General features: G+C 39.5%; 28 protein-coding genes. 4 read left to right on the forward strand and 24 right to left on the reverse strand.

Annotated elements, in window-relative coordinates; all coding sequences use genetic code 11:
- Window positions 1–32: 32 nt before the first annotated feature.
- The 8 genes from recG to H4J76_RS07295 form a co-directional block, all read right to left on the reverse strand.
- On the reverse strand, window positions 33–2,123 hold the full coding sequence (gene recG / locus H4J76_RS07260; RefSeq protein WP_182230330.1) for an ATP-dependent DNA helicase RecG: 2,091 nt from the start codon (window positions 2,121–2,123) through the stop codon (window positions 33–35).
- 86 nt (window positions 2,124–2,209) lie between these two features.
- Entirely contained in the window at window positions 2,210–2,917 is a 708-nt protein-coding gene (gene trmH / locus H4J76_RS07265; protein WP_182221356.1) for a tRNA (guanosine(18)-2'-O)-methyltransferase TrmH, read from the reverse strand.
- Between the two features lie 165 nt (window positions 2,918–3,082).
- Entirely contained in the window at window positions 3,083–3,472 is a 390-nt protein-coding gene (locus H4J76_RS07270) for a RidA family protein (RefSeq protein ID WP_070375400.1), read from the reverse strand.
- Between the two features lie 38 nt (window positions 3,473–3,510).
- Window positions 3,511–5,628, reverse strand: coding sequence for a bifunctional GTP diphosphokinase/guanosine-3',5'-bis pyrophosphate 3'-pyrophosphohydrolase (gene spoT / locus H4J76_RS07275; protein ID WP_070375401.1), 2,118 nt, complete (start codon window positions 5,626–5,628; stop codon window positions 3,511–3,513).
- 170 nt (window positions 5,629–5,798) lie between these two features.
- On the reverse strand, window positions 5,799–6,083 hold the full coding sequence (gene rpoZ / locus H4J76_RS07280; RefSeq protein WP_070375402.1) for a DNA-directed RNA polymerase subunit omega: 285 nt from the start codon (window positions 6,081–6,083) through the stop codon (window positions 5,799–5,801).
- Window positions 6,084–6,188: 105 nt separating this feature from the next.
- The gene (gene gmk / locus H4J76_RS07285; RefSeq protein WP_182175052.1) at window positions 6,189–6,815 is read right to left on the reverse strand and encodes a guanylate kinase; all 627 of its coding nucleotides are present in this window, start codon (window positions 6,813–6,815) and stop codon (window positions 6,189–6,191) included.
- A 175-nt stretch (window positions 6,816–6,990) separates the two neighbouring features.
- Entirely contained in the window at window positions 6,991–8,019 is a 1,029-nt protein-coding gene (tdh, locus tag H4J76_RS07290; RefSeq protein ID WP_070375404.1) for an L-threonine 3-dehydrogenase, read from the reverse strand.
- Window positions 8,020–8,041: 22 nt separating this feature from the next.
- A complete protein-coding gene (locus H4J76_RS07295) occupies window positions 8,042–9,253 on the reverse strand; it encodes a glycine C-acetyltransferase (RefSeq protein ID WP_070375405.1) in 1,212 nt (403 codons plus the stop codon).
- Between the two features lie 175 nt (window positions 9,254–9,428).
- On the opposite strand from H4J76_RS07295, the gene H4J76_RS07300 reads away from it, so the two are divergent.
- Window positions 9,429–9,860 (forward strand): Lrp/AsnC family transcriptional regulator, encoded by a 432-nt coding sequence (locus H4J76_RS07300; protein WP_404842490.1) that lies wholly within the window; start codon window positions 9,429–9,431, stop codon window positions 9,858–9,860.
- A gap of 14 nt (window positions 9,861–9,874) precedes the next feature.
- On the opposite strand, the gene H4J76_RS07305 is transcribed toward H4J76_RS07300, so the two are convergent.
- Window positions 9,875–10,657 (reverse strand): hypothetical protein, encoded by a 783-nt coding sequence (locus H4J76_RS07305; RefSeq protein ID WP_182230331.1) that lies wholly within the window; start codon window positions 10,655–10,657, stop codon window positions 9,875–9,877.
- Between the two features lie 173 nt (window positions 10,658–10,830).
- Here H4J76_RS07305 and waaA point away from each other — a divergent pair, with 173 nt between their 5' ends.
- Window positions 10,831–12,123 carry a lipid IV(A) 3-deoxy-D-manno-octulosonic acid transferase gene (waaA, locus tag H4J76_RS07310; protein WP_182230332.1) on the forward strand — a complete coding sequence of 431 codons (1,293 nt, stop codon included), beginning with the start codon at window positions 10,831–10,833 and terminating at the stop codon, window positions 12,121–12,123.
- A 1-nt stretch (window position 12,124) separates the two neighbouring features.
- Here waaA and H4J76_RS07315 read toward each other — a convergent pair whose 3' ends face one another.
- From H4J76_RS07315 to H4J76_RS07335, 5 genes are all read right to left on the reverse strand, one after another.
- Entirely contained in the window at window positions 12,125–12,931 is an 807-nt protein-coding gene (locus H4J76_RS07315; protein ID WP_182230333.1) for a DUF4198 domain-containing protein, read from the reverse strand.
- Between the two features lie 52 nt (window positions 12,932–12,983).
- A complete protein-coding gene (locus H4J76_RS07320; RefSeq protein WP_182214554.1) occupies window positions 12,984–13,502 on the reverse strand; it encodes a DUF2271 domain-containing protein in 519 nt (172 codons plus the stop codon).
- A 53-nt stretch (window positions 13,503–13,555) separates the two neighbouring features.
- The gene (locus H4J76_RS07325) at window positions 13,556–14,146 is read right to left on the reverse strand and encodes a PepSY-associated TM helix domain-containing protein (RefSeq protein ID WP_070377110.1); all 591 of its coding nucleotides are present in this window, start codon (window positions 14,144–14,146) and stop codon (window positions 13,556–13,558) included.
- A gap of 72 nt (window positions 14,147–14,218) precedes the next feature.
- The gene (locus tag H4J76_RS07330) at window positions 14,219–16,312 is read right to left on the reverse strand and encodes a TonB-dependent siderophore receptor (RefSeq protein WP_182230334.1); all 2,094 of its coding nucleotides are present in this window, start codon (window positions 16,310–16,312) and stop codon (window positions 14,219–14,221) included.
- A 241-nt stretch (window positions 16,313–16,553) separates the two neighbouring features.
- Window positions 16,554–17,627: a glycosyltransferase family 9 protein gene (locus tag H4J76_RS07335; protein ID WP_182230335.1), complete on the reverse strand. Its 1,074-nt coding sequence runs from the start codon at window positions 17,625–17,627 to the stop codon at window positions 16,554–16,556.
- Between the two features lie 52 nt (window positions 17,628–17,679).
- Here H4J76_RS07335 and H4J76_RS07340 point away from each other — a divergent pair, with 52 nt between their 5' ends.
- Window positions 17,680–18,453 carry a 3-deoxy-D-manno-octulosonic acid kinase gene (locus H4J76_RS07340; RefSeq protein WP_220465999.1) on the forward strand — a complete coding sequence of 258 codons (774 nt, stop codon included), beginning with the start codon at window positions 17,680–17,682 and terminating at the stop codon, window positions 18,451–18,453.
- 70 nt (window positions 18,454–18,523) lie between these two features.
- Here H4J76_RS07340 and H4J76_RS07345 read toward each other — a convergent pair whose 3' ends face one another.
- On the reverse strand, window positions 18,524–19,204 hold the full coding sequence (locus H4J76_RS07345) for a TetR/AcrR family transcriptional regulator (RefSeq protein ID WP_231907340.1): 681 nt from the start codon (window positions 19,202–19,204) through the stop codon (window positions 18,524–18,526).
- 144 nt (window positions 19,205–19,348) lie between these two features.
- On the opposite strand from H4J76_RS07345, the gene coaD reads away from it, so the two are divergent.
- The gene (coaD, locus tag H4J76_RS07350; RefSeq protein WP_070375412.1) at window positions 19,349–19,822 is read left to right on the forward strand and encodes a pantetheine-phosphate adenylyltransferase; all 474 of its coding nucleotides are present in this window, start codon (window positions 19,349–19,351) and stop codon (window positions 19,820–19,822) included.
- On the opposite strand, the gene mutM is transcribed toward coaD, so the two are convergent.
- The 9 genes from mutM to radC form a co-directional block, all read right to left on the reverse strand.
- On the reverse strand, window positions 19,819–20,634 hold the full coding sequence (gene mutM / locus H4J76_RS07355; RefSeq protein WP_070375413.1) for a bifunctional DNA-formamidopyrimidine glycosylase/DNA-(apurinic or apyrimidinic site) lyase: 816 nt from the start codon (window positions 20,632–20,634) through the stop codon (window positions 19,819–19,821). The two genes, coaD and mutM, sit on opposite strands and share 4 nt — an antisense overlap.
- A gap of 28 nt (window positions 20,635–20,662) precedes the next feature.
- Window positions 20,663–21,568: a RimK family alpha-L-glutamate ligase gene (locus H4J76_RS07360; protein WP_259377126.1), complete on the reverse strand. Its 906-nt coding sequence runs from the start codon at window positions 21,566–21,568 to the stop codon at window positions 20,663–20,665.
- Window positions 21,569–21,601: 33 nt separating this feature from the next.
- A complete protein-coding gene (locus H4J76_RS07365) occupies window positions 21,602–22,087 on the reverse strand; it encodes a hypothetical protein (protein ID WP_182230336.1) in 486 nt (161 codons plus the stop codon).
- A gap of 96 nt (window positions 22,088–22,183) precedes the next feature.
- Window positions 22,184–22,339, reverse strand: coding sequence for a 50S ribosomal protein L33 (gene rpmG / locus H4J76_RS07370; RefSeq protein WP_070375415.1), 156 nt, complete (start codon window positions 22,337–22,339; stop codon window positions 22,184–22,186).
- A gap of 24 nt (window positions 22,340–22,363) precedes the next feature.
- A complete protein-coding gene (gene rpmB, locus H4J76_RS07375; RefSeq protein WP_070375416.1) occupies window positions 22,364–22,600 on the reverse strand; it encodes a 50S ribosomal protein L28 in 237 nt (78 codons plus the stop codon).
- Between the two features lie 233 nt (window positions 22,601–22,833).
- Window positions 22,834–23,214 (reverse strand): hypothetical protein, encoded by a 381-nt coding sequence (locus H4J76_RS07380; RefSeq protein WP_070375417.1) that lies wholly within the window; start codon window positions 23,212–23,214, stop codon window positions 22,834–22,836.
- Window positions 23,201–23,869 (reverse strand): AAA family ATPase, encoded by a 669-nt coding sequence (locus H4J76_RS07385; protein WP_070375418.1) that lies wholly within the window; start codon window positions 23,867–23,869, stop codon window positions 23,201–23,203. The genes H4J76_RS07380 and H4J76_RS07385 overlap by 14 nt, the downstream gene beginning before the upstream one ends.
- An 80-nt stretch (window positions 23,870–23,949) precedes the next feature.
- Entirely contained in the window at window positions 23,950–24,276 is a 327-nt protein-coding gene (locus H4J76_RS07390; protein ID WP_182214547.1) for a PilZ domain-containing protein, read from the reverse strand.
- A gap of 26 nt (window positions 24,277–24,302) precedes the next feature.
- Window positions 24,303–24,977, reverse strand: a complete 675-nt coding sequence (gene radC / locus H4J76_RS07395; RefSeq protein ID WP_070375420.1) for a DNA repair protein RadC — start codon at window positions 24,975–24,977, stop codon at window positions 24,303–24,305.
- Window positions 24,978–24,991 lie beyond the last annotated feature (14 nt).

A 24,991-nucleotide genomic window follows, 5' to 3' on the forward strand; every position in this document is an offset into this window, starting at 1 on the left:
TGCTTAGTTGTTTTATTTCTATATAAAGCAGCTTAAGCATTGGTAAAGTATTCGCGATCGCCCATCCAACGCTGAATAATCGCTTGGGCATTTTGTGGGTGTTTTTTCCAAATAAGATAAGCATGTTGCTGTACTTCTGGAATTAAATGCGCATCTCTGAGCAAGTCTGCTATTTTTAGATCGGCGAGACCCGTTTGCTTGGTACCTAAAAATTCACCTGGACCTCGTATTTCTAAGTCTTTTTGTGCGATAACAAAGCCGTCATTACTTTCACGTAATACCGCTAAGCGTTTGGTTGCGGTTTTAGATAGTGGGCTTTTATACATTAAGACACAATGTGAAGCGACTGTCCCTCTTCCTACACGACCACGTAGCTGATGGAGTTGCGCCAAGCCTAACCGTTCAGGGTTTTCAATGACCATTAAGCTGGAATTGGGGACATCAACACCGACCTCAATAACGGTTGTCGCCACCAATAAGTCTAGTTCGCCTTTTTTAAACGTTTCCATTACTGACTGTTTTTCAGCGGCTTTCATTCTTCCGTGTATCAAACCAATTTTTAATTCTGTTAGTTGCTCTTGTAAATACACCGCCGTATCTTCTGCTGCTTGGCATTGTAATACTTCAGACTCTTCAATTAATGTACACACCCAATAAGCTTGTCGATTGTCTTTTACACAGCCTTTTCGAATGCGTTCAACTACATCTTCACGGCGTGTGTCAGGTAAGGCGATGGTATTTATCGGGGTTCTTCCTGGGGGAAGTTCATCAATAATAGAGGTGTCTAAATCGGCATAGGCAGTCATGGCTAACGTGCGAGGGATCGGAGTTGCTGTCATAATCAATTGATGCGGATAATTACCCTCAAAAGCGCCTTTCTCGCGCAGTGATAAACGCTGATGTACACCAAAGCGATGTTGTTCATCAATAATAATCAGTGTTAAATTATGAAAGATAACTTTATCTTGAAATAAAGCATGGGTACCGACAATCATCTGCATACTACCATTTTCGATATGCTCTAGTGCGCTACGTCTTGCTTTTGCCTTCGTTTTTCCAGCTAGCCAGCCGACGCTGATATCAAGCGGTTCAAACCAGTTTTTAAAATTAAGGGCATGTTGTTCTGCTAATATTTCTGTTGGCGCCATTAAGGCAACCTGAAAGCCTTTACTGATAGCAGTGAGTGCCGCAAGTGCCGCAACTAAGGTTTTTCCTGAACCCACATCACCTTGTACTAAGCGCATCATTGGCTGAGTTTTCATCAGGTCCTGACGAATTTCTTGTACCACTCTTACTTGAGCATTGGTGGGTGAAAAAGGTAATGAGGCTAAAAACTTATCACTGAGTACTTTATCATCGATTAAAGATATTGAACGATGAGCATCACTAGACTGGCGTAATTTCAGCATACTTAAATTATGCGCCAATAATTCTTCTTTTATTAATCGTAACTGTGCTGGATGCTTACCCTCTTCCAACTGTATTACTGAAGTTTCAGGGGGCGGACGATGAATAAGCGCCAAAGCTTGCGCGAGAGAATAATTTTGCAAATTAAACTCCTCAGGTAATAACTCTTCAACTTGGCCTCGTTCTAATCTAATTAACGCTTGCTCGGTTAAGTTACGTAAAGTTATTTGTCGTAAGCCTTCAGTCGTTGGGTAAACAGGGGTTAGTGTTTCTTCTACCTCGGTTAAAGCTTGGTCTTCATCAAGGGATTTATACTCAGGATGAATTATTTCAAAACCACGAGCGCCACGTTTAATTTCACCATAACAGCGAATGTTCAGCCCTAATGCTAAGCTATTTTTTTGTGCAGCGCTAAAGCGAAAAAAACGTAAGTTTACGGTTCCTGAAGCATCTTGAACGGTAACCAGTAACATACGTCCCTTGCCATTAATGATTTGGCTACCGGTGATTTCACCAATAATATTAGTGAAAACGCCAGGGAAACAGTCTCGTATTGCGGTAACACGAGTCCGGTCTTCATAACGATTGGGTAAATGAAAAAGTAAATCTTGTAGTGAGCGCAAGCCAACTTTTTCAAGTTTTTCTGCCATGCTTGGACCAACACCTTTTAAGCTGGTGATGGCTATTTGTGCGAGTTTGGCTAGCCCTTTTGACACTAAGTTATTGTCCTTTTATCATATAGTCAAATCACCTAAACGGCATATTTAAGGGCTTAGCTATAAAATTCCAGCAATGCTGTCGATTAATTATCTAATGCTTTCCAAGCCGCTTGAGTCATTTGCATCTGTTCCCACCATGATTCAGAGGCAATGATTTGTCCCTCTTCATCAATCACAGGATAAGGTAATCCCTTACGTTTGCATGCCTCGGCAAAAATAGGATGTCCACCTTCAAATAAGAAACGCTGACGGCGATTATCATCAATTCGAGCAGTGTCATACATTCCAGCTAATTGACGCTGACGTTGCGCTTCATACAAAACCACAGAAGAGGCGACAGAAACGTTTAACGATTGCACCATGCCAACCATAGGAATAACAATATCTTGATCGGCCATTGCAAGTGCAATATCTGAAGCACCAAACTTTTCTTGGCCTAAAATAATAGCCGTTGGTTTGGTGTAATCGATCTCACGAAAATCTACAGCGCTATCAGAAAGGTTGGTCACCAATATTTGCATGCCTTGCTTTTTTAATTCATCAATAGCATCTTTAGTTGTCGTGTAGTTGTGCACATCAATCCAGTTTTGACTACCCGCAGCACTGCCGCCACGTACTTCCATTTCATCACTTTTCCAGATGGCATGTACATCACTAACGCCAACAGCATCGGCGGTGCGAACAACTGCGGCAAGGTTATGTGACTTATGAACACCTTCCATACAAACAGTTAAATCTGGTTGGCGTTTATCGAGCATCGCGTTTATTCTTTTTAATCTTTCAGGAGTCATTACACTTCACATCTACACTTTATGGTTCATCATCTAAAAATCGCTAAACAAATTTTTTATACGAGATTGCTTACATATTTTTGACGATTTGCTCTTAAATTTAACGGTTAGGTGCAACCATTAAATTTAAGGAGGGAAAATATACTTTACAGTTAACAGCGAAAATTAGCCGACGTTAGGTAATTCCATCACGCCATCTATTTCAATTAATACGTCTTTGGGTAAACGAGAAACTTGTACCGCAGCGCGTGCTGGGTAGGGTTGTTGAAAATATTGGCTCATTACTTCGTTTACTGTTGCAAAGTTGGCGAGATCCATCATGAAAATGTTTACCTTCACCATATCGTTAATATTACCGCCTGCGGCTTCACATACCGCAACTAAGTTCTTAAATACCTGATTAGTTTGCTCGGTAAAGTCTTCAGAAACAACAGTCATCGTCTCTGGAATAAGAGGGATCTGACCTGAAAGGTAAACGGTATTATTAACTTTTACCGCTTGGCTGTATGTGCCGATTGCACTGGGTGCGTTATCTGTACTGATAATTGTTTTCATAGTAATTCCTACATGGTAATTTTGTTAAAGACGATTGACTACTTATTACGCACAACACGCTGAACATCAATCATCACTTTTATTTTTCGAATAATATCGGCTAAATGAACGCGGTCACGACAGGTTATCTCCATGTCAATCGCATATAGTCCCGAGTCTTTTTCACCAGAATTTAGCGCATGAACATTGGATTCACACTTAGCAATAACATTGGTCAATGCGGCGAGTGCACCTTGATGATTCATTATTTCAATACGTAATTTTGCAATGAAGTCTCGGTTAATATCACTGTCCCATTTTACTGGAAATAAGCTACCTTGTTCATGGTTTTTAATGTTACGACAACCTTGTTGATGCACCATTAAACCTTTACCAGGACTCAAGTAAGCTAATATAGCGTCTCCTGGAATAGGACGGCAACATTTTCCGTAACTGACCAACATACCTTCGCTGCCTTTGATTGGCATTTTGGTTTTACTGTTTGGATCGGCGAAGCCACTTTCTGCACTATCTATAGTAAATTCATCGGTTAATCGTCTAGCAATACCTATGCTTAACGCATTACCTAAGCCAATATTGACGAGTAGGCCATCAAGACTGGTATTACCGGTCTCTTTAACAACCTGATCAATTTTTGCTTGGTCAATGTCTTCGATATGGACTTTACCTAAGGCATGACTTAATAAACGTCGTCCTAAACCATAAGATTCTGTTTGCTCTTGTGAACGTAAATAAGTACGAATTTGTAAGCGTGCTTTAGCAGTAACAACAAAGTTTAACCAAGTGGCATTCGGTCGAGCGGCAGAAGAAGTTATAACTTCAATGGTTTGCCCTGAATCAATAGCTCGACTTAGTGGATAAGGTTTACGATCGACCTTAACCCCGACACATGAATTACCAACATCAGTGTGAACAGCATAAGCAAAATCGACAGCAGTTGCGCCCATCGGCAATTCAATAATACGTCCGTCTGGGGTAAAGACATAAATTTCTTCAGGAAATAAGTCTGACTTTACGTTCTCAATAAATTCAAATGAACTACCAGCACTTTGTTGTAATTCTAATAAACTTTGCATCCAACGACGAGCTTTCATTTGAGCTGTGGTGCCACTCTTGTCGCCGTCTTGTTTGTACAACCAGTGAGCGGCTACCCCTTTGTCTGCCATTTGATCCATATCTTGTGTACGAATTTGAATTTCAACAGGGATGCCATGTGGACCAATCAGTGAAGTATGCAGCGATTGATAACCATTTGTTTTGGGAATAGCGATATAATCTTTAAAGCGGCTTTCAATTGGTTTGAATAAGTTATGCACAGCGCCAAGTGTTCGGTAACAATTATCGATCTTATTCTCTACGATGACACGAAAAGCGTAAATGTCCATGACTTCATTGAACATTAATTCTTTATTGAGCATTTTACGATAGATAGAATAAAGGTGCTTTTCTCGGCCAATAACTTGCGCTTCAATCCCACTTTCTTTAAGACGAGCCGCAATTTCTTCTTGAATGTTATTAATAATTTCTTTGCGATTACCACGGGCTTTTTTTACCGCTGACTTTAACGCACGTGCGCGCATCGGGTAAAGGGCTTCAAAACCTAAAACTTCTAATTCACTTTTAATATCGTGAATACCCAAACGGTTAGCAATGGGGGCGTAAATTTCTAATGTTTCACGGGCAATACGTCGACGTTTATCTGGACGTAAAGATTCGAGCGTGCGCATGTTGTGTGTGCGGTCGGCAAGTTTAATCAGAATTACGCGTATGTCTTGCACCATTGCAAGTATCATTTTACGGAAGTTTTCCGCTTGCATCTCTTCTTTGTTATCAAACTTTAATTTATCAAGCTTACTGACACCTTCAACTAATTCAGCAACGGTATAGCCAAATAATTCGGCTAATTCGTCTTTAGTTACCGGAGTATCCTCAATAACATCATGGAGTAATGCCGCCATTAAGGTTTCATGGTCAAGGTGCATTTTTGCTAGGTTTAAAGCAACGGCTACCGGATGAGTAATATAAGGCTCACCGCTTGAACGCATTTGTCCTTCATGCGCTTCACGCGCAACAAGGTAAGCTTGCTTTAATAAGTCAATTTGTACTTTAGAAAGATAGCTTGAAACAAGTTCTTTTAATGGTTCAAAAAGGTACACGCATTGAATCCTTGATGATTAAGCTGAACGGTCTTATTACCGCCAGTCAAAGCTTTGAGTCAGCATAACACAATACGTTATTCGTTAAATACTGACAATAAAAAACGCGTATCATTAACAATGATTACGCGTTTAGTTTATATCTCGTCGCTATAAGGCGACAAAAGATTTTATAGCTGTGGCTGAGCGCCACCAACAATGGCTGCAACAGCAGCAAGTTCTGCAGAGTCTTGCTGAACTTGTTCATGACGGTCGCTATTGTTCATTACTTCAGTAGTGATTAAACCGGCTTCAATTTCACGTAAAGCTATAACGGTAGGCTTGTCATTTTCAGGGTCAACTAAAGGATCTTTACCACCTGTGGCAATTTGACGAGCACGACGTGATGCGATTAACACCAAGTCAAAACGATTGCCTACTTTTTCTACAGCACCTTCAACAGTTACGCGAGCCATTTGGTCACTCCAACTTAAAATTTATAAAATAGTGCCGTAGTTTACTGAGCTACAGGCGATTAAGCAAGGTATATACCTATACTAGGTGAAAATACAGTAGAAATATTAGTCTTTTAATAATTCATCGAACATCAATTGATGCGTTATCGCTTGTTGCTGACATTTTAGGCGTTGGTTATTAACGATGGTGGTTAAGTCGCTCAGCGCCTGAGTAAAGTCGTTATTAACAATAATGTAGTCAAACTCAGTGTAGTGCGAGCATTCTGCTTTTGCTTGTGCCATACGAGATTTAATGGTGGCATCGCTATCTTGTCCGCGCTTTTTTAAACGGTTTTCAAGTTCTGCTTTTGAAGGCGGACTAATAAAAATTGTGGTGACACTGGGTTGTTTTATCCGTACTTGCTTGGCGCCTTGCCAGTCGATATCAAGAAAAACATCAATACCTTGTGCAAGTTGTTTATCTATCGCAGATGCTGAGGTGCCATAATAGTTACCAAAAACTTCAGCATACTCATAAAACTCATTTTGTTTAATCTGCTTTTGAAATTGCTCAACATTAATAAAATGGTAATGTTCAGCGTTATTTTCACCCGGACGAGGTGCTCGTGTGGTGTGAGAAACTGACACTTGCATCGGTCTTGCCGACTCTTGAGATAATAAGGCTTTAATTAAACTAGATTTTCCTGCACCGCTAGGTGCGGAAAGAATAAATAAATTACCGGGAGTTGTCACAATATTGCCTTATAAAAGAGGTGAAAAATAAATAATGTTTATTATAACGAATTGATGGGGTATTTCATCTCTAAACTTGCTTACCGATAGCAAGAGCAGCATTGTTAATAAAAAAGCCAGCTTTTTAGCTGGCTTTATATTTTCATTAACAGGTCAGTTGATTAAACCAAAAGGTTTAACTTTCCCAGTTTAAGATAACTTTACCAGAAAGGCCTGAACGCATGGTATCAAAGCCTTTTTGAAAATCATCAATATCAAAATGATGAGTAATAATCGGTGATAAGTCTAAACCTGACTGAATTAAGCTCGCCATTTTGTACCAAGTCTCAAACATTTCACGACCGTAAATACCTTTAATTGTTAAGCCTTTAAAAATAACTTGGCTCCAATCAATGGCCATATCTTGACCAGGAATACCGAGCATAGCGATTTTGCCGCCGTTATTCATGTTTTCTAACATAGCTTTAAAGGCCATAGGTACGCCCGACATTTCCATGCCAACGTCAAAGCCTTCAGTCATCCCTAGTTCGGTCATCACATCAGTTAAACTTTCTTTACTGACATTAACCGCTCGAGTGGCGCCCATTTTTCGGGCCAAATCTAAGCGATATTCATTAATGTCAGTAATAACAACATGGCGCGCACCGACATGTTTAGCGACGGCTGCTGCCATAATGCCAATAGGACCTGCGCCAGTAATAAGTACATCTTCACCGACCAAGTCAAAAGACAAAGCCGTATGAACAGCATTGCCAAAAGGGTCGAATATCGCAGCTAAATCGTCAGATATTTCATCGGGTAATTTAAACGCATTATAAGCAGGGATCACTAAATATTCAGCAAATGAGCCTTCTCGGTTAACACCGACACCGACAGTATTTCGGCATAAATGTGTACGACCACCGCGACAATTTCGGCAATGACCACAGGTAATATGTCCTTCGCCAGACACCCGGTCACCTAAAGCAAAGCCTTTGACTTCTTGACCAATACCGACCACTTCGCCCGCATACTCATGCCCGACTACCATAGGAACGGGAATGGTTTTTTGTGCCCATTCGTCCCAGTTGTAAATATGAATGTCGGTGCCACAAATAGCGGTTTTTTTAATTTTAATTAATAAATCATTATGACCAAGTTGTGGTTTTTCACTCTCAGTCATCCAAATGCCGGGTTCGGCTTTTAACTTTGCTAATGCTTTCATGGTATTTCCTTTAATCCTAACCTTAACCAATAATGTTCATTGCTTTGCCAATACGAATAAAGGCAGAAATGGCTTTATCAAGTTGCTCTTGGGTATGAGCGGCTGAGATTTGAGTTCGAATACGTGCTTGCCCTTTAGGGACTACTGGGAATGAAAAGCCAATCACGTAGATACCTTCCGCTAATAAGCGGCTCGCCATTTCACTGGCTACTTTTGCGTCGCCTAACATCACTGGGATAATCGCGTGATCAGCGCCCGCACAGGTAAAACCAGCAGCTTCCATATTCGTGCGAAAGTAACGGGCATTATCTTTTAATGTTTTACGTAATTTGCCACCCTCAGCTAATAAATCAATCACGGTAATTGACGCATTAACAATAGCGGGTGCTAACGAATTAGAAAATAAGTAAGGGCGTGAACGTTGACGTAACCATTCAATAGTTTCTTTTTTACCTGAGGTGTAACCACCTGAAGCGCCACCCATAGCTTTACCTAGTGTGCCTGTTATAATATCAACACGGCCCATTACATCACAATATTCGTGGCTACCTCGGCCTTCTTCACCGACAAATCCGACAGCGTGCGAGTCATCAACCATCACTAAAGCATTATATTTATCAGCTAAATCACACACTGCTTTTAAGTTAGCGATAACGCCGTCCATCGAAAATACGCCATCGGTAGCAATTAATTTAAAACGTGCACCAGCGGCATCAGCTGCAATGAGTTGTTGCTCTAAATCGCTGGCGTCATTGTTAGCGTAACGGTAACGTTTTGCTTTACATAAACGCACACCATCAATAATAGAAGCATGGTTTAATGAGTCACTGATAATCGCATCTTCGGCGCCCAATAAGGTTTCAAATAATCCGGCATTAGCATCAAAACATGAAGAATAAAGGATAGTATCTTCCATGCCTAAAAATTGACTTAATTTTGCTTCTAGTGTTTTGTGAATATCTTGGGTACCACAAATAAATCGTACCGATGCCATACCAAAACCATGCTCGTCTAAGCCTGCTTTTGCTGCAGCGATAAGCTCAGGATGATTGGCCAAACCTAAGTAATTGTTAGCACAAAAGTTGACTACCGCTTCACCACTAGCTACGGCAATGTTCGGTTGTTGTGCTGTGGTAATAACACGTTCGGCTTTATATAAACCGTCTTCTTTAACTTGCTCAATTTGATCATTTAAATGTGCATAAAAACTTGCGTTGTTTGAAGAGTCGTTCACAACAATTCCTTATTAATAGGTTTGGATAATAATAGTATTATTATCCTAGACGAAGATTGAAAAAAGTGACACTAGTTAATTTTATGGTTATTTGATTAGTTAAATTGACATGTGACACTATCAAAATGACTATTGTTAGTGTCTAATTGGTTTTATTAATGGTTGACGGGTATAAATGATGATTACAGAAAAAGATGAAGAGCTACTCGCTATTTTACGATGCAACGCCCGAGCAAGTGTTTCTGACATTGCTAGAGCGACTGGCGTATCTCGCACGGCGATACAAAATCGTCTAACTAAGTTAGAAAATAGTGGTGTGATAAAAGCCTACAGTATTGTTTTAGGTAGTGAATATAGTAATCAGTTAATTTCGGCAAATGTATCACTAAAAGTAAATCCTAATCTTAGGCGAAATATTTGTATCGCGTTAAGAAAAATACACAATATTAGTCATATCTACTCTATTAGCGGTCAATATGATTTGTTAGCGACCATTCAGGCACAAACATTAAAAAAGTTAAATGAAATTCTTAATATAGTTTGTTCGCTAGAAGGGGTCGAACGGACAAACTCTTCTATTATCCTAGATACTGTTTTTGAAAAATAAAGCGTATTTACTGATCAGTTCAAAGTGGTGTTTAGCCATGAAGTCAGGTTGACTGCTAGGTACTTATTGCGGCGTAATAAGTTATGCCCTTGGTCAACGCCTTGAAAAATTTGGCTGGTAGAGTGACGGTCGCCATTCCATGAAAATAGCTCTTGGGCGGTTAAAAAACTATCGGCATGATGCGCTGAACTGACGAAATAAGCAGGAATATCAATTAAGTTTTTATAATACTCTTTTTCCATATGATCCATAATAGGCGAAAGTATAACAAAGCTATTAATGCGAATTTTTTCTGCTAAGCGTACCGCTTCATTGACTGAGCAACCGCTGGCAACCAGTGAGATAGGTTGTTGCTCGCCAATTTTACTGCGCAAATAATTATAAGCCGCCAGAACATCTTTTTCCCAATACGAGGTCAGCATGGCAACTTCAGCTTGGTAGCTAACAATATCTTTTACTTGGTGTTTTATCGTTTGGTGAGAAAAACCTTCAGATTCGCTTGCGCCATAGCCTCTAAAGTCAATGGCTAGTGCATTAAGACCTTGCTCGGCTAGTAATTCACCCAGTACATTATAGCTTTCGCTACTGTGGGAGCAGTCATGGAGTAATAATACGCCGCCACCAAGCGCGTCTCCGAGATAATAATTAGCCGATAAGACAAAATCGTCGTCAGCGAGAAACTTTACTTTTTGCGGCGTATCTTTTTTATTTACTTGGCTAACATCTACTTGATTATATGTTGGTTCTTCATATTCTTGTGCGGATAATAAAGGCGCTAGTAGTATAATGCTGACCATGGCGAACCCATGGTTGAATATGTTCTTGATGAAATGAAATTTGCTCATTTTCCTGCACTACTATTTTAGTTCCTTTAATATCACGACGATAACAAACTCCATCGGCTTTGGGTATTTTTATTGTTTGCTTAAGTCGCTATACTGCGTTTATCAACAACTAAAGAGTTTTTTCTGTGCGTTATCAATTATCTTTAATGTTATATCGACTTGTTTTTCTTTGCTTACTCCCGATCGTTTGGTTGTTACTTCAGTTTCGCTCAGTAAAACAAAAAGCTTATCGACAACGAATCAGCGAACGTTTGGGGTTTTTACCTCGAGAATTTAAAGCGGGTGGCATTATCGTTCATGCGGCGAGTGTCGGTGAAGTTATTGCTCTAAAGAGTTTTATCAGCCAACTGCTAGAAACAAAACCTCATCGTGTTGTCACTGTCACTACTTTTACTCCAACGGGTTCAGAGCAAGTTAAAAAATTGTTTGGGGAACGTGTTCAACATTGTTATTTACCCCTAGATAGTACCTTTTGTGTGGCAGCATTTTTAAATAGATTGAAACCACAGGCGATGGTTTTTATGGAAACTGAGTTGTGGCCAAACTTAATCGCGCAAAGTGCAGATCAAGGAATAAAATTGTTATTGATTAATGGCCGCTTATCACAAAAATCGATGAACAATTATCGCAAGCTAGCTTGGTTAATCACACCGACAATTAACCGTTTTGATAAAGTGTTATGTCAAAGCCAAGTGAACTATGAGCACTTTTTAGCCTTAGGTGCCGATGCTGCTCGCTGCAAGGTTTCTGGAAATGTGAAGTTTGACATCAGTGTTAATCAAACAATAAAAGATAAGCGGCAAGAGCTGGCTGAATTTGTGGTAACCGAACGATTAATCTGGGTTGTTGCTAGCACTCATAAAGGGGATGAAAGTCTTGCGTTAAATGCGTTTGCTGAATTACTAAAAAGCTTGCCACAATTACTACTCATTATTGTACCGCGCCATCCAGAGCGCTTTAATGATGTCGCATCATTATGTGTAGCGCAAGGTTATAATATTGCCCGTCGCAGCACTCAAGAAAAAGTAACTCGTGATAAACAAGTTTGGTTACTCGATAGTTTAGGGGAGCTGTTACCGACGTGTGCTTTAGCTAGCGTTGTAACTATGGGGGGCAGTTTTTCGGATATCGGTGGGCATAATCCCCTTGAACCTGCGCTATTTAAAAAACCGATTGTCGTTGGCCCTAATATGAGTAATTTTGTTGAGGTTATGCAGCAACTCGTTGCTGAAAAAGGCATTGTTCAGCTCACTGACCAAGACAGTGCGAAGATGACTGATGAACTAAGTAAAATCATTGCTGATATTTTGTTATCAGAAAAAACGCAGCAAACATTGGGAGAAAATGCTTACCGCGTGGTAACACAAAACCAAGGAGCTAGTGCCCGAAGTGTAAAACAATTATTGACGTTACTTTAGTTTAATTAAGTTGTGCTTCAAATGTTAAAAATACACTGCCCATTTGCTGGTCCGCCAAAGGAGAGTTTGGTGTGTCTTCTTTGTGCTCAGCAACTAATAAATATCGACCTGCAGCGTTCGGTGTGAAGGTAATTTCACCTTTTTCATTTGAGAGCAAAGTTAACGTTTGCGGGTTATTGCGGTAACGTGCGCCGTCGGCGGTAATTTCTACGGCAACATCTTTTTGTGCCTTACCATTAAATAAAAATTTGAAAGTCACTTTTTCATTTTCAGCAATATCTGATGGATGAGTAACCGGTAGCAATTCTAATAATTTACCTTCGGTTTTAAAGTTATCACTCGGTGCATTTAAAGTGACATAACTCTCTATTCTTGCATAACGATAAGTGGTTTTGATCGCTGTAGCTTCGGTTGGTAATTTGCCGGCTAGTTCTGTCTTATTAGCTGATAGTCTTTTATGCTCGCCGTCGATAGTATAAGAGGTGATAAAGCTAGCCTCACTGTTATTGGTGATTTTATAGGTCCCAGGATCTTTTAAGAAGTAATCAATGACACTTTTTCTATGGCCTTTATAGCTTGACGACGCTCTTGATGGCTTGCCATTAGGGGTAATAATTCTCACTAAATCTGCCCCCATAGCTTTATCAACATTAAAGGTTTCATTTGATGCAGTTATATCAACCATTATCCATTCGCCTTGTTCAGCAGACAAATTAAAGTGGCTTGGTAAAACCCAGCGAGAATGAGCGAAAGCTTGTGTACTAATGGCACAGGTTAAGGTGAACGCGATTATTTTTTTTAAAGTCATTTTATATTCCAAGTCTAGTGTTTACGTTTTTGAGTTAAGGGGATGAATACGTTTATTTCGGTAGCACAGTGAATTTTATTTCATCAGTTTCATGGCTTGCCGCTAAAGTAAATGTTGATTTTATGTTATTTAATACAAATGGTTGGCGCAAAATGGCTCGTCCACCGTTTTCTCTGACTACTTCAATAAATAAAGTATATTGTCCTTTTATTAGTGACTTTTTCTGATCATCTTCGGCCAAGAAAGTCAGAGGATATTTGCCTGCTGCGCGAGTCGCAGAAGTTATACCATCAACAAAGTCAGCATCTTTTTTACCGACCTTACGCCACCATCGTCGAATGTCCTTTAACCATTTCGTTTTTTCTCGCCAAAGTAATAAGGTACGTACTGGTTTTCCTTGTGAGTTTTCAATCCAGCTCGCAACATAGGGCGGATGATACTCGCCGAGTTGCTGCTTTAAAGTCAGTTCAAGCTCTAATTGTGCTGGCGCTGAGTTGCTCGGATTGGCAACGGCATTAAAATTTATCAAGCTTAATAAAATAAGTGATAACCCGATTTTGTTTATCTTCATATAAATTCCTTTTGTGCTCACTCAAGTAGAGAGCGTTGTTCATGCTAATTGATTTAAATCCACCAGATAGCGGTAGAAATCATGGCGACAGTCACGGTTAAACTTACCGTTAAGGTACGATTAAATCGTCTTTGTGGCATGGCTAAAATAAAGCCACTTAGGGCAAATAGGATGCAAAGTAAACTGGTTATATCAATAATCCACCCCCAAAAAACACTGGTATTTCTTCCCTTATGTAAATCGTTCATTAGCGCCCACCAACCGTAGTCAGTTTCTTCAAAAAACAACTCTCCACTGACTAAATCGAGGGTAATAGCGGTATTTTTTCCTGCTCGTTTTATACTGAAAAACAACTCGTCTTGGCTACTTTCGAGGATCGTGTTGTTTAACGATACCGACAATTTTTGCTCAATAGCTGTCGAAACATTAACAATTTGTAGTGGTGTTAACGGCGGATTTTTAATCATAGACAAATCAATCATTAATGCTCTTTCTACAACGTCAGCTTTGCTGTCACGAAACCATTCAGGATGATTGAGGGTAATGCCGGTTACTGAAAAAAAGAGCAGTAAGCTCAACAATGCCATCGACACATAGACATGAATCAGACGAGAAAAACTTAAGGTACTTTTATTTATTTGCATAGCAGGTGTCAGGGTCTTTAATTTATTAATGAGCAACAAATAACTATTTGTTACCCATTATTTTTAGTCAATTTAGAATGATATCTGTGCGGCTAATCGGTAGCTAATTCCGTCGCCTGCGGTAACGCTAGATATACCACCACCAGCAAGGTAATCAGTATCGAGCAAGTTTTGTATGTTGAAGCGGAAATCAACACCTTGGCCACTTATTGTGGTCTTATAGGTTGCTCCAACATCGATACGGGTATAAGCATCTTTGGATATAGTGTTATCGCTATCGGCAAAACGTTCACCTTGATAAAATGCACCCGCATTAAGAGCAAGTTGGTCCGTTAATTCATAACGAGACCAAATTGATGCTGACCACTCGGGAGCATCAACAGGGGTTTTTCCTTGATAATTTTCATCTTTGTCGTATTTTGCGGCTAAGTTCATTAACGATGCCATAACAAAGAGCTTATCGTTTATTGCGCCTTGTGCAGCAACTTCGAAACCTTTGTGACGCTGCTCACCTGCCTGTTCAGTTTGCGTATCAAAATTAGGATCGCCGTTGATTGTTTCAGTGATTAACTTGCCTGTTTTGGTAATATCAAAAATAGCGGTCGTTACTAATAAACGTTCATCAAATAATTGCCACTTAGAGCCGATTTCAAGTTGTTTAGATGTCATGGCCTCGAGCTTCATGCCATGATTAATATCTCGATCGTTTTCGAGTGTTTCGCTGCTCTGGGGTTCAAACCCTTCTGAATAACTCGCGTAGAAAGTGGTTTGGGCATCAGGATGAAATAAAAGCCCAGCTTTAGGCAAGAACGACTCATTGTTCGCGCCTTCTTTACTTTGCTTGTCGTAACGTCCTCCGACCGATATTTGCCATTGATCATTTAAGGTGATTAAGTCTTGTAAATAAATGCCATAGTAATCATAGGCACTGGTGTAAAGTGAATCGTCAGTTGTGTAGCTGATATCAGGTCGTGCTGGCTCTTCTTGGTCGCTAGAGTAGTTAATTGACTCGCCATTTACTTTACGTTGTCCGTAGTAATAGTCTAAAGAATTAGCGCCAATTAATAATTGATGATCGAGACCGGCGAGGGTAAATTCTCCGGTAAAATCGATAAAAGCAGTTTTAAACTGCCAGTCATCAAAACGGTCGTAGGGTTTAGACGTATAGCTATCACCCTCTAAAAAAGTTGTGGGTTTTTTAGGAGACGATTCAAATCGTTGGCGTTTAAAGCTTTGTTCATTGTAGCCGAGTGCAACTTGCCACTGATTATTTAATGCATAGTTGATATCAACACCGATGTTTTCAACGGTAATGTCAGTAAATGCCCAAGACATATCACGAATGGTTTTATTATGACCAATAACATCGCCTTTTTCATCTAACCAAGAACCTGTATCTAACCCTGCTTCATCGTCCGTTCGGTCATAATGAAGGCGTACCATTGCATCGTCTGAAATATCATAGTCAATGACTAACGCACCTAGAAAACGATCGCGCTGACGTTGTTCATTGTTTTGGTACTCATGCTGATATTTAGCATCTTGTTTAACCAGTACACCTCTGTAACGTAATGACTCATCATCAGTTAACGAGCCACCAGCATCTAACGATAATCGGCTTGAACCTTCTTGGTCAACATCAACACCTAGCGTAAATAATGTTTTAGCTGTTGGCTTTTTTGTCACCATATTCACTAATCCACCAGGCCCTGATTGACCATATAAAATACTTGAAGGACCTTTAATCACTTCGATATTTTCTAAGATTTCGATAGGTTGTTGGTAGTGTGACCAATGCTGGTGGCCATCTCTAAGGTAGCCATTGGAAGAACTTAGTTCAAAGCCGCGTAGATTGAATACTTCACGATTACGTTGTTTAGAGCCGGCAGTTAAACTTGCGTCATTGGTTAATACTTCGCCTAATGTTGTCGCTAGTTGTTCTGCTATTACCGAGTTGGGAATAACGGTGACCGACTGAGAAGTTTCTAATAAAGAAACATTGGTCCGCATTGCGCCATGTGCTTGGTCAACTTTATAGTTATTAAAATAACTACCTTTAACTTCAATAACTTCAACAGAGCTATTATTTGTAGCGCTTTCATTGGCACTTGATGAAAAAGGCGTTAAGCCAACGAAAATTGCTAAGCAGACAGGTGAATACTTCATTGTTATTCCTAAGAGAAAAATTGAGAGATAAATTTACTTGGTGCGAATACTAATGATAGTGATTATCATTTGCAACAAATAAATTTACTTTATTGTCTTTTTCCCGATAACTGTTATTCGGTTGTTGTTGTTGTTGTTGCTTGTTAAGTTAAATGTGGCGCAAGGATCCCTGGTCTCGCTAAAATAATGCAAGACCTTGTTTTGAATTTATAGTTGATGTGAGGCAGTTTAACCGTCACTATTATTTAAGGAGAAACTCAGGGTAGTGTTCATCAAGAAGTAGGTGCAGTTTTTCTTTAACTTGGCTGAAAGTAATACCATTCATTAAATCACTACCTTTGGCGCGAATCCCCCAAGGTAGCTGTTCAAGAGGTTGTCTATATTGTTCTTGGGCAGTATGTTGGTAGCAACTTACTACATAGTTTTGATATAAATATGGCCCGGTACGGCAAGGATTACTGTGCGCGTACAAGCCAATAACGGGTGTGCCAACAGTGACTGCCATGTGCGCTGGCCCAGTGTCAGGAGCTATCACCAAATGAGCTATTTTAAGCACACCAAGTAGCTGTTTCAAATTGGTTTGGCCAACAAGGTTAACAAGGTTGCATTGGCTTAAACTGATAATCTCAGTGGCTAGTAATGTTTCTAATGTGGTCGGTCCGCCACAAATAACCACTTGAAAACCTAACGCTGTTAAATAATCGGCTATTTTTGCATAACCTTCGGCATGCCAATTTCTCTCAGCTTTACTTGCCGCGGGCGAAATAACAGCAATAGGTTTATCAGATGCTAACGATAGCCGCTCACTTGCCCAAAGTTCGTTTTCGTCACCAATGGGCATTTGCCAGCTAGGACTTTCGCTGGGAACACCGATAGCTTCTGCAAAACCAATAAAACCATCAAGTACATGTGGTTGATGTTGTGGCGCTATCTGATGATTAGTGAAAAGCCACTGACCTTCTTTAGCTCGTTTACGGTCGAAACCTATTTTTATTTTTGCTTTAATACAGCAACTCGCTAAACTGGCACGCAAGGCTACTTGCATATGTAATAGCACATCAAATTTTTGATCGGCTAACTCAGCACGTAAATCCCGATAGCCTTTTAAGCCTGCTTTCTTATCAAATATGACAAATTTTACCTGTGGCAATTCTTGTAATAAGTTCGCCTCTACTTTGCCTATCACCCAAGTAATTTTTGTTTGAGGATAAAAACGTTGAATTTGTTGCACCATAGCTACGGCGTGACAAACGTCTCCGATAGCAGATAAGCGTAATAAACATAAATTTTTTGGCGCTGTTAATTGACCCAGCATAAAGGAATCACCACAATAGAGCATATAAAGTATTTGAATTGAGTCTATTATCTTGAAACAGTCAGCAATTGTAAAACCTTACCAAGAAAAAATTTACCAACAAGCTAATATTTATTGTTGCTATAACGCCAATGCAATCGATGACTTTTCTCCTGAAATGCTTAATAGTGATTTTTGGCATGAAAATAATGCCATTACCGGCAGTGCCCAAGGGCGTGGTACTACTTGGTTTGTTCAGTACGACTCTCCAGAAGTAAACACCATGGAAAAACAACATTGGGTGTTACGTCATTATTTTCGTGGTGGTTTAATTGGCAAAATAATTAATGATAAATATTTTTTTACGGGACAAAATAGTACTCGAGCCGCCCAAGAATACCATTTATTGAATACGCTACAGGGGTTAGCACTGCCAGCGCCAAAGCCGGTTGCTTTTCGAGTGATTAAGCAGGGGCTTTTTTATCAAGCTGATTTGTTATCTTCTCGAATTGAACATGCTCAAGATTTAGTCGCGGTTTTATCAAAAGCACCATTAGTCGAGCACATTTGGCGAGAAGTGGGCAAGGTGATCCGTCGTTTTCATGATGCTGGCATTTATCATCATGATTTAAATAGTCACAATATTCTGCTCGATGAAGAGAACAATGTTTGGTTGATTGATTTTGATCGCGGCGAACAACGAGCGGTTGCTCAATCATGGCAGCAAGCTAATATGGCAAGATTATTACGTTCTTTTGAAAAAGAAAAAGCAAAATTGCCAAACTTTAATTGGCAAAAATCAGACTGGCAACTTCTATTAGCAGGATACCTGCAGTCAAATGAGTGATTAACGGCATTAAAAATGCAAAATTTAATTGAATAATATTTTGATTTTCAACTGATCAGGCGGTTGGTGATTAAGCGATTTCAGCGACTTCCATACAACGTTTACGGTACATGGTACGCGCTTCTAAAAACTCAGGCATTGCAGATTCAGTGATATAAGGTTGAATAATCACTAATATTTTTAAGACGCCTTCATAAAAAACAGCATCAGTAATTTCAATGTTTTTATTTTGGGTTTGATAAAAGCTTAACCAGAAGGTGTTCACTAAACGCAAGATACTGACAATATCAGGTAAGTCTTCATCAGCAAACTTCATCATATGAGTACTACGTAATGACAACAGCATCTCACTGACACGGGTAGCTATTGATGATTGTACATCAACATATTTTTCATGTAATAAAGGATTTTTTGCTAACAATACCGGCAGGTTACTGTAGAAAAATCTAAACTTCATCAGTGCTTGAAAAACAGCATCCATATATAAAATGATGGTATCGAGGGGCTTTACTTCGGGCGTTACAAAAGGGACTGTATCTAGTAATAGGTTACGTGCATATTCTTCGTAGATGGAAAGAATAATGTCTTCTTTATTGCGAAAATGATAATAGAGGTTACCCGGACTAATGCTTAAATGCGCTGCAATATGATTGGTTGTTACGTTGCGCTCGCCTTGTTCATTGAAAAGCTCAATGCTGGCTTGAATAATTTTATCACGGGTTTTCATGTCAGTTACTTCTGTTTTTATCATTGTATTATTTTCCATCATACTATCAAAATTGAACTGACGGAAAGGCTTTTCGAGTAAATACTTTAACAAATTCGTCTTTGTAAGTTTCCATTCACTAAAAATAGCCTTTACAATGTTTTTAAGTTTATAAAGAAGATACAACTAATGACGATAAAAGCGATTTACCCAGGAACCTTTGATCCGGTCACTAACGGCCACACAGATTTAATTGAACGTGCGAGTGCTTTGTTTTCTGAAGTTATTGTTGGTGTTGCTGCCAGCCCAAGTAAAAAGCCTCGTTTTGATTTAGCGCAGCGTGTTGCTATGATTGAAGAAGTGAGTCGACATCTGCCCAATATCACCGTGGTTGGTTTTAGTGGCTTGCTAGTCGATTTTGCTAAAAAAAATCAAGCCAAAGTACTGATCCGCGGCTTGCGCGCTGTGTCTGATTTTGATTATGAATTTCAATTAGCCAATATGAATAGACGTTTAGCCCCTGAACTCGAAAGTGTATTTTTGACACCATCAGAAGGAAATTCTTTTATCTCGTCAACCTTAGTAAAAGAAGTATCCTTGCATAATGGTGATGTGAGTCAATTTGTTCATCCTATTGTAAAAGCCGCACTCGACGATACTTAATCAGTTTGGCAGTTCGGACAGAACACCGAGCTGCGATTCGATTGTCTAACTTCTTCAAGAATCGTTTGGCAGCTATTACATTGCTTGCCTGCTCGACCGTAAACTAATAATTCTTGTGCAAAATATCCTGGGCGACCATCTGCTTGAGTAAAATCTTTTAAGGTTGTGCCACCTTGGGCAATGGCTGCAGTTAATACTTGTTTGATAATATCGGTAAGCTGATCAAAACGTGCTGCAGAAATTGTTCCGGCTAAGGCCGTTGGTAGAATACCTGCTTTAAACAATGCTTCATTTGCGTAAATATTACCGACACCGACCACAACAGGGTTTGACATTAAAAAGGTTTTTATTGGTACTTTGCGATTCTGTGCCTTAGTAAATAAATAACCGTAAGTGAAGTCATCACTCAATGGCTCGGGTCCTAATTTACTTAATAAACCTCGCTCGTCAATATTGTCTTTAAACCATAATACCGCGCCAAAACGTCGAGGGTCATTCAAACGTAACGCTTTGCCGTGTGCGAAGACTAAATCAAAATGGTCATGCTTTGCGATAGGTGTATCGGCTTCAATAACTCTAATGGTTCCTGACATGCCTAAATGCAAAACTAAGGTGCCATGTGAAAACTTAATTAATAAATATTTTGAGCGGCGTTCAACAGCATGAACACTATGACCAATCATACTTTGTACTGTTTCAGGAATAGGCCAACGTAATTTTGCATTACGTACAACGACTTGCGAAACGGTTTGCTTTAAAATATGGGGACTAATGCCTTGTCGGCAAACTTCTACTTCAGGTAATTCGGGCATAGTAGCTCTATATCGGGTTTATGGTAAATTACAGTGTTAATGCTTGCATGCGATGAACAAAAGCATCGGCAAAGCGTGTTGCTGATTGTTCATCCATATTAAAATATAATGAAGGCTCAATTAGCTCAGCTTCCATAAGGGCAAAACCCTGCTCACAGCGTACAAAATCAACGCGAGCATACAGAGGCATGCCTATTAGCGTTTTTATCGCTTTAAGGGCTTGCTCCGCATGCTTTGTTAAGCTTGCTTCGGGTGTTATTGACCTTAAACGACCGCCATGTTCTTCCTGAACGCGAAAGTCATCGTCTTTTGGTGTTTTTAAAATGGCGTGACTGTAGTGGCCATTAAAATAAAACAGTGAAAACTCACCTTCATCAATAACATTTTTCATAAAGGGCTGAACTAAAAACTCACTGGCTGAAAACGCTTGGGCAAGTTGCGGATAAAATGTTTGATGATTTTCTTTTGTTAGCCAAAAAGTATTATCAGCATTTGCACTTATACGAGGCTTAATGACTAATTGATCAACATTTAATTCAGTAAAATATTGATCTAGCTGTTGCGGCGTTAAATTTTTCCGCCACAATGTTTTAACAATATTTACATCAAGGCTAACTAATTCACGTAAATATTTTTTATCAATATTCCACTCAACTGTTAGTAAACTATTTTCAAGGTGAGCACTAGATTGCTCAATATCAGTTAACACCTTTAAAAATTCAGCCGCATCGTCTTGGTAATCCCATGGCGAACGAATAATAACGGCAGCATAGTCGTTCCAATTAACACTTTTATCGTGCCATGACACCATATGCATTTGCCAACCTAACGCGAGTAGTGGCTGTGCAAGTAAATGGTCGTAAGCCTCAAAATTTTCAAGGTTGTCCATGGTCAGTATCGCGCAGTCTTGTATTTTATGATGAGTCATCGACATGATCTTCTTTATAGTTTTAGTGAAAGGGGGAAGTTAACTGGCTAATATTTCATTGGGAATGAGCTGTGAAAATATTGCCAACGGAAAAGCTAACCATCTTTTTTGCTGAGGATTAAAGACCAGCAATTCATTATCAGTAATAAACAAATTAAGTAATTGAGCTTGCGCTTCACCGGCTAATTCAACCGTAACAACTAACGCCATTTGGTGGTCAAGCTCGGGTGGAACAGTAACTATGTCACCTGTTATCTCATGCCAGGAGAGCATCATTTGCTCTAATGCTTGTCCTGATATTTTTGCTGGTGTAGCTCGCCAAGTGCGTCCGATGCGTTCTATCGCCACTTGCTGGTTAACCGCTAGCGATAGAATAACAGCATGTTTGGCAAATAAGGTCTGTTGTTTATTATCTTGTTGCTCAGTTGATGAATATAATTTTTTATTGGTCACGTTAATCACCAGAATAAAAATCATCACTGAAAAAATGATAACGTTGTTCCAACCAGTACGAGAGAGCTTCATAAAAGACTCATTATTAAATACGATAATAGTGATGATACTAAATTTTAGGCAATAAAAAACCCAGCAATTGCTGGGTTTTTAAAAACTTGAATTAAATTACTTAATTTTAGCTTCTTTGTACATTACGTGCTGACGGATGCGTGGATCAAATTTCTTGATCTCCATCTTTTCAGGCATAGTCTTTTTATTCTTATCAGTAGTATAAAAATGACCAGTACCGGCACTAGAAACTAAACGAATTTTATCGCGCATAATAATTTCCTCTAAAAGTAGTTGTTAAACTTTTCCGCCACGGGCACGGATGTCAGTTAATACTACATCAATACCTTTCTTATCGATAATACGCATTCCTTTCGGAGTTAAACGTAATTTAACGAAACGATTTTCACTCTCCACCCAAAAACGGTGAGATTGAAGGTTTGGTAAAAAACGACGACGAGTCGCGTTTCTTGCATGTGAACGGTTGTTTCCAACCATTGGCACTTTGCCTGTTACTTGGCAAACTTTAGACATTCTGAGTACTCCAAAAATTAATTCCAGGTCGAACTATTATTCCCCAAGACCGTCGCCTCGGGATCCTGAAAAAGGTGGCATATTATAGTGAAACTGAAAAATGAAAGCCACCTTTAATAAGAAAAAACTATATTAACTTAATATTGTATTACTTTACAATGGTTTATCTGTTTTTTGTGGCAGTATAATGCAAGGTTTGAGTGATAATTGCACAGATAAATATCAAATTGTTGTTAATTTATGCCTGAGTCGAGCAATTTTTTCAGTTTATTATGCTGTTCTTCGTCACAAAGTTCGTTAATTAAAATACGAATAATATGTGATTTGGCTAATTTAGTTTCTTTGGCGAGATCTTGTAATTGGATAATCGCTTGTTCACTGAGAGTGAAAGTGGCATGACGAAAGGGCTTATTTCCTTTCATATTCTTACTCGCCAATTGCTGTTTTGCAGCAAGAATGGCTTGTTCAATAGAGACATTTTTGGTGTTGTCGCTATTAACAATTTCAGGGTGCCCTAACGCGTAATTTTCTGCGTCAGCAATAAATTCGTCAACAGTAAATTCCCTTTTCTTTTTATTTCCTTGTGTGGTTTTCTTTAGGTCAGTTAAACTCATGTGAGTTGTCCGGTTTCATTGCTAATAATTCTTCAGCTATAGCAGTCATTTCTATTGCTGCTTTACCCTGAGGTTCTATTTCGAGTACTGAAGAGCCTTGTTCTTCGCTGTCATCATAAACATTACGACTAAAGGTTACCGCGTTTAATACGTTAATACCATATGAGCGGCAAACATCTTTTGCTTCTAATATTCGTTTACCTTGGTTGGGTAACGATGGGCATTGGGTGATAACAAAAGAGGCGAGCATTTTTGGGTTAACCATTTTACAGGTACTGAGCATATCTTCCATGTGCGGCACGGTTTTTAGATCTCGACGTTTAGGGCGCAGCGGAATAATAACATGGTCAGCAACCGACATTGCAGCACGAAGCGCTAAGTTATCTTGGCCACCACAGTCAACAATTACATAATCATAATGCTGTACTAAACTGAGTAAATCGTTACGAATTTTACCGTATAATTGAATACAGTTTATCGCGGGTAACGACGGATCAGAATTTCTTGCTTGTATCCAGTCAGAGGTTGTTCTTTGTGGATCACAGTCAACCATCAACACGATAGCTTTTTTATCTCGGGCAAAATAAACGGCTAAATTCTGTGCTAAACAGCTTTTACCACTACCCCCTTTTTCGCCACCTACTAAAATCATCATAATATAAAATGTCCTTACCTCTTGTTGTAACATTTGCTGTTGTAACATTCGCGTCGAGAATTAATTATAGTGCAACTATTTTATTTTGCATTTTCATTTTCTAAGCGTAATGCCAATTCAAAATAACCGTTCGGTTGCTTAAGACAGCGGATCACTGTGCCATATAAATTTTGGCTGTTGGGGTTGGCTACCTTAAAAACGACGGTCACTTTAGTTTGTAGTGGAATGACATGGTCGCAATCGAGCTTTAAGCCGCCACGCGAAAAGTCCAAACAAGTAATTTTTCGTTGCACGGTTTGTTGCTGGTCATTTACCCAACGTATATCAACTAACTCTTTTTCCATATCTAAGCGAAAAGATTGTCGTCGCTCGTCGTCGCTGCTCTGATTGGGTTTAGGTTCATTCATCTAAAGCTCCTTCTGTTATTTATTATTTATAATTCACCGTGTTCAGCAAACGAGTAACACTGATTACCGGCAACAATAATGTGATCGAGTACTTGTATATCAATTAAGCTTAGTGCCTGTTCTAGTCTTTTGGTAATTTGTTTATCCGCAATGCTCGCTTCGGCAATACCCGAAGGATGATTATGCGCTAAAATTACCGCGACGGCTTTTTGTTTTAACGCCTGCTCAACCACTATTCTCGGGTAGACAGCTGCCGCGTTAATGGTGCCAAAAAATAATCGTTCAAAGGTTAACACTTGATGCTGGCTGTCGAGAAACATTACCGCAAAGACTTCTCTGCTTTCACCACGTAATTCACTGATCAAGTAATCTCGTGTCACCTGTGAAGAGGTTAACGCAGTACCTTTTTGCAATTGCTCGCTAAGATAACGCTTTGACATCTCCAAACAAGCTTGTAACTGTACATATTTCGCCACACCTAAACCATGATGTTGACAAAACTCCTGCTCAGTTGCGCGATAGATGGCGGCAATGCTGCCAAAACTTTTTAAAAGCTGCTGAGCTAGCTCAACTACATGGCATCCCTTTACTCCCGTGCGTAAAAATATAGCCAATAATTCCGCATCACTTAAACTGCTAGGTCCTTTGTGTAGTAGCTTTTCCCTGGGTTTTTCATTTTCTAACCAATCTTTTAACATCACCGCATCCTTGCAAA

Origin of the sequence: Colwellia sp. BRX9-1 (genome assembly GCF_014077195.1) — a bacterium.
Taxonomy (GTDB): Bacteria; Pseudomonadota; Gammaproteobacteria; order Enterobacterales; family Alteromonadaceae; genus Colwellia_A.

Excerpts from the sequence above, each read along its gene's own strand:
- H4J76_RS07380 (WP_070375417.1), bottom strand. The coding sequence starts at position 23,214 with ATGAGTTTAACTGACCTAAAGAAAACCACACAAGGAAATAAAAAGAAA.
- H4J76_RS07270 (WP_070375400.1), bottom strand. The coding sequence starts at position 3,472 with ATGAAAACAATTATCAGTACAGATAACGCACCCAGTGCAATCGGCACA.
- H4J76_RS07390 (WP_182214547.1), bottom strand. The coding sequence starts at position 24,276 with ATGAATGAACCTAAACCCAATCAGAGCAGCGACGACGAGCGACGACAA.
- H4J76_RS07360 (WP_259377126.1), bottom strand. The coding sequence starts at position 21,568 with ATGTCGATGACTCATCATAAAATACAAGACTGCGCGATACTGACCATG.
- H4J76_RS07385 (WP_070375418.1), bottom strand. The coding sequence starts at position 23,869 with ATGATGATTTTAGTAGGTGGCGAAAAAGGGGGTAGTGGTAAAAGCTGT.
- H4J76_RS07320 (WP_182214554.1), bottom strand. The coding sequence starts at position 13,502 with ATGAAGATAAACAAAATCGGGTTATCACTTATTTTATTAAGCTTGATA.
- H4J76_RS07365 (WP_182230336.1), bottom strand. The coding sequence starts at position 22,087 with ATGAAGCTCTCTCGTACTGGTTGGAACAACGTTATCATTTTTTCAGTG.
- trmH (WP_182221356.1), bottom strand. The coding sequence starts at position 2,917 with ATGACTCCTGAAAGATTAAAAAGAATAAACGCGATGCTCGATAAACGC.
- coaD (WP_070375412.1), top strand. The coding sequence starts at position 19,349 with ATGACGATAAAAGCGATTTACCCAGGAACCTTTGATCCGGTCACTAAC.
- H4J76_RS07300 (WP_404842490.1), top strand. The coding sequence starts at position 9,429 with ATGATGATTACAGAAAAAGATGAAGAGCTACTCGCTATTTTACGATGC.
- H4J76_RS07330 (WP_182230334.1), bottom strand. The coding sequence starts at position 16,312 with ATGAAGTATTCACCTGTCTGCTTAGCAATTTTCGTTGGCTTAACGCCT.
- H4J76_RS07325 (WP_070377110.1), bottom strand. The coding sequence starts at position 14,146 with ATGCAAATAAATAAAAGTACCTTAAGTTTTTCTCGTCTGATTCATGTC.
- rpmG (WP_070375415.1), bottom strand. The coding sequence starts at position 22,339 with ATGCGCGATAAAATTCGTTTAGTTTCTAGTGCCGGTACTGGTCATTTT.
- H4J76_RS07315 (WP_182230333.1), bottom strand. The coding sequence starts at position 12,931 with ATGACTTTAAAAAAAATAATCGCGTTCACCTTAACCTGTGCCATTAGT.
- rpmB (WP_070375416.1), bottom strand. The coding sequence starts at position 22,600 with ATGTCTAAAGTTTGCCAAGTAACAGGCAAAGTGCCAATGGTTGGAAAC.
- rpoZ (WP_070375402.1), bottom strand. The coding sequence starts at position 6,083 with ATGGCTCGCGTAACTGTTGAAGGTGCTGTAGAAAAAGTAGGCAATCGT.
- H4J76_RS07335 (WP_182230335.1), bottom strand. The coding sequence starts at position 17,627 with ATGCTGGGTCAATTAACAGCGCCAAAAAATTTATGTTTATTACGCTTA.
- mutM (WP_070375413.1), bottom strand. The coding sequence starts at position 20,634 with ATGCCCGAATTACCTGAAGTAGAAGTTTGCCGACAAGGCATTAGTCCC.
- tdh (WP_070375404.1), bottom strand. The coding sequence starts at position 8,019 with ATGAAAGCATTAGCAAAGTTAAAAGCCGAACCCGGCATTTGGATGACT.
- H4J76_RS07305 (WP_182230331.1), bottom strand. The coding sequence starts at position 10,657 with ATGGTCAGCATTATACTACTAGCGCCTTTATTATCCGCACAAGAATAT.
- H4J76_RS07345 (WP_231907340.1), bottom strand. The coding sequence starts at position 19,204 with ATGATAAAAACAGAAGTAACTGACATGAAAACCCGTGATAAAATTATT.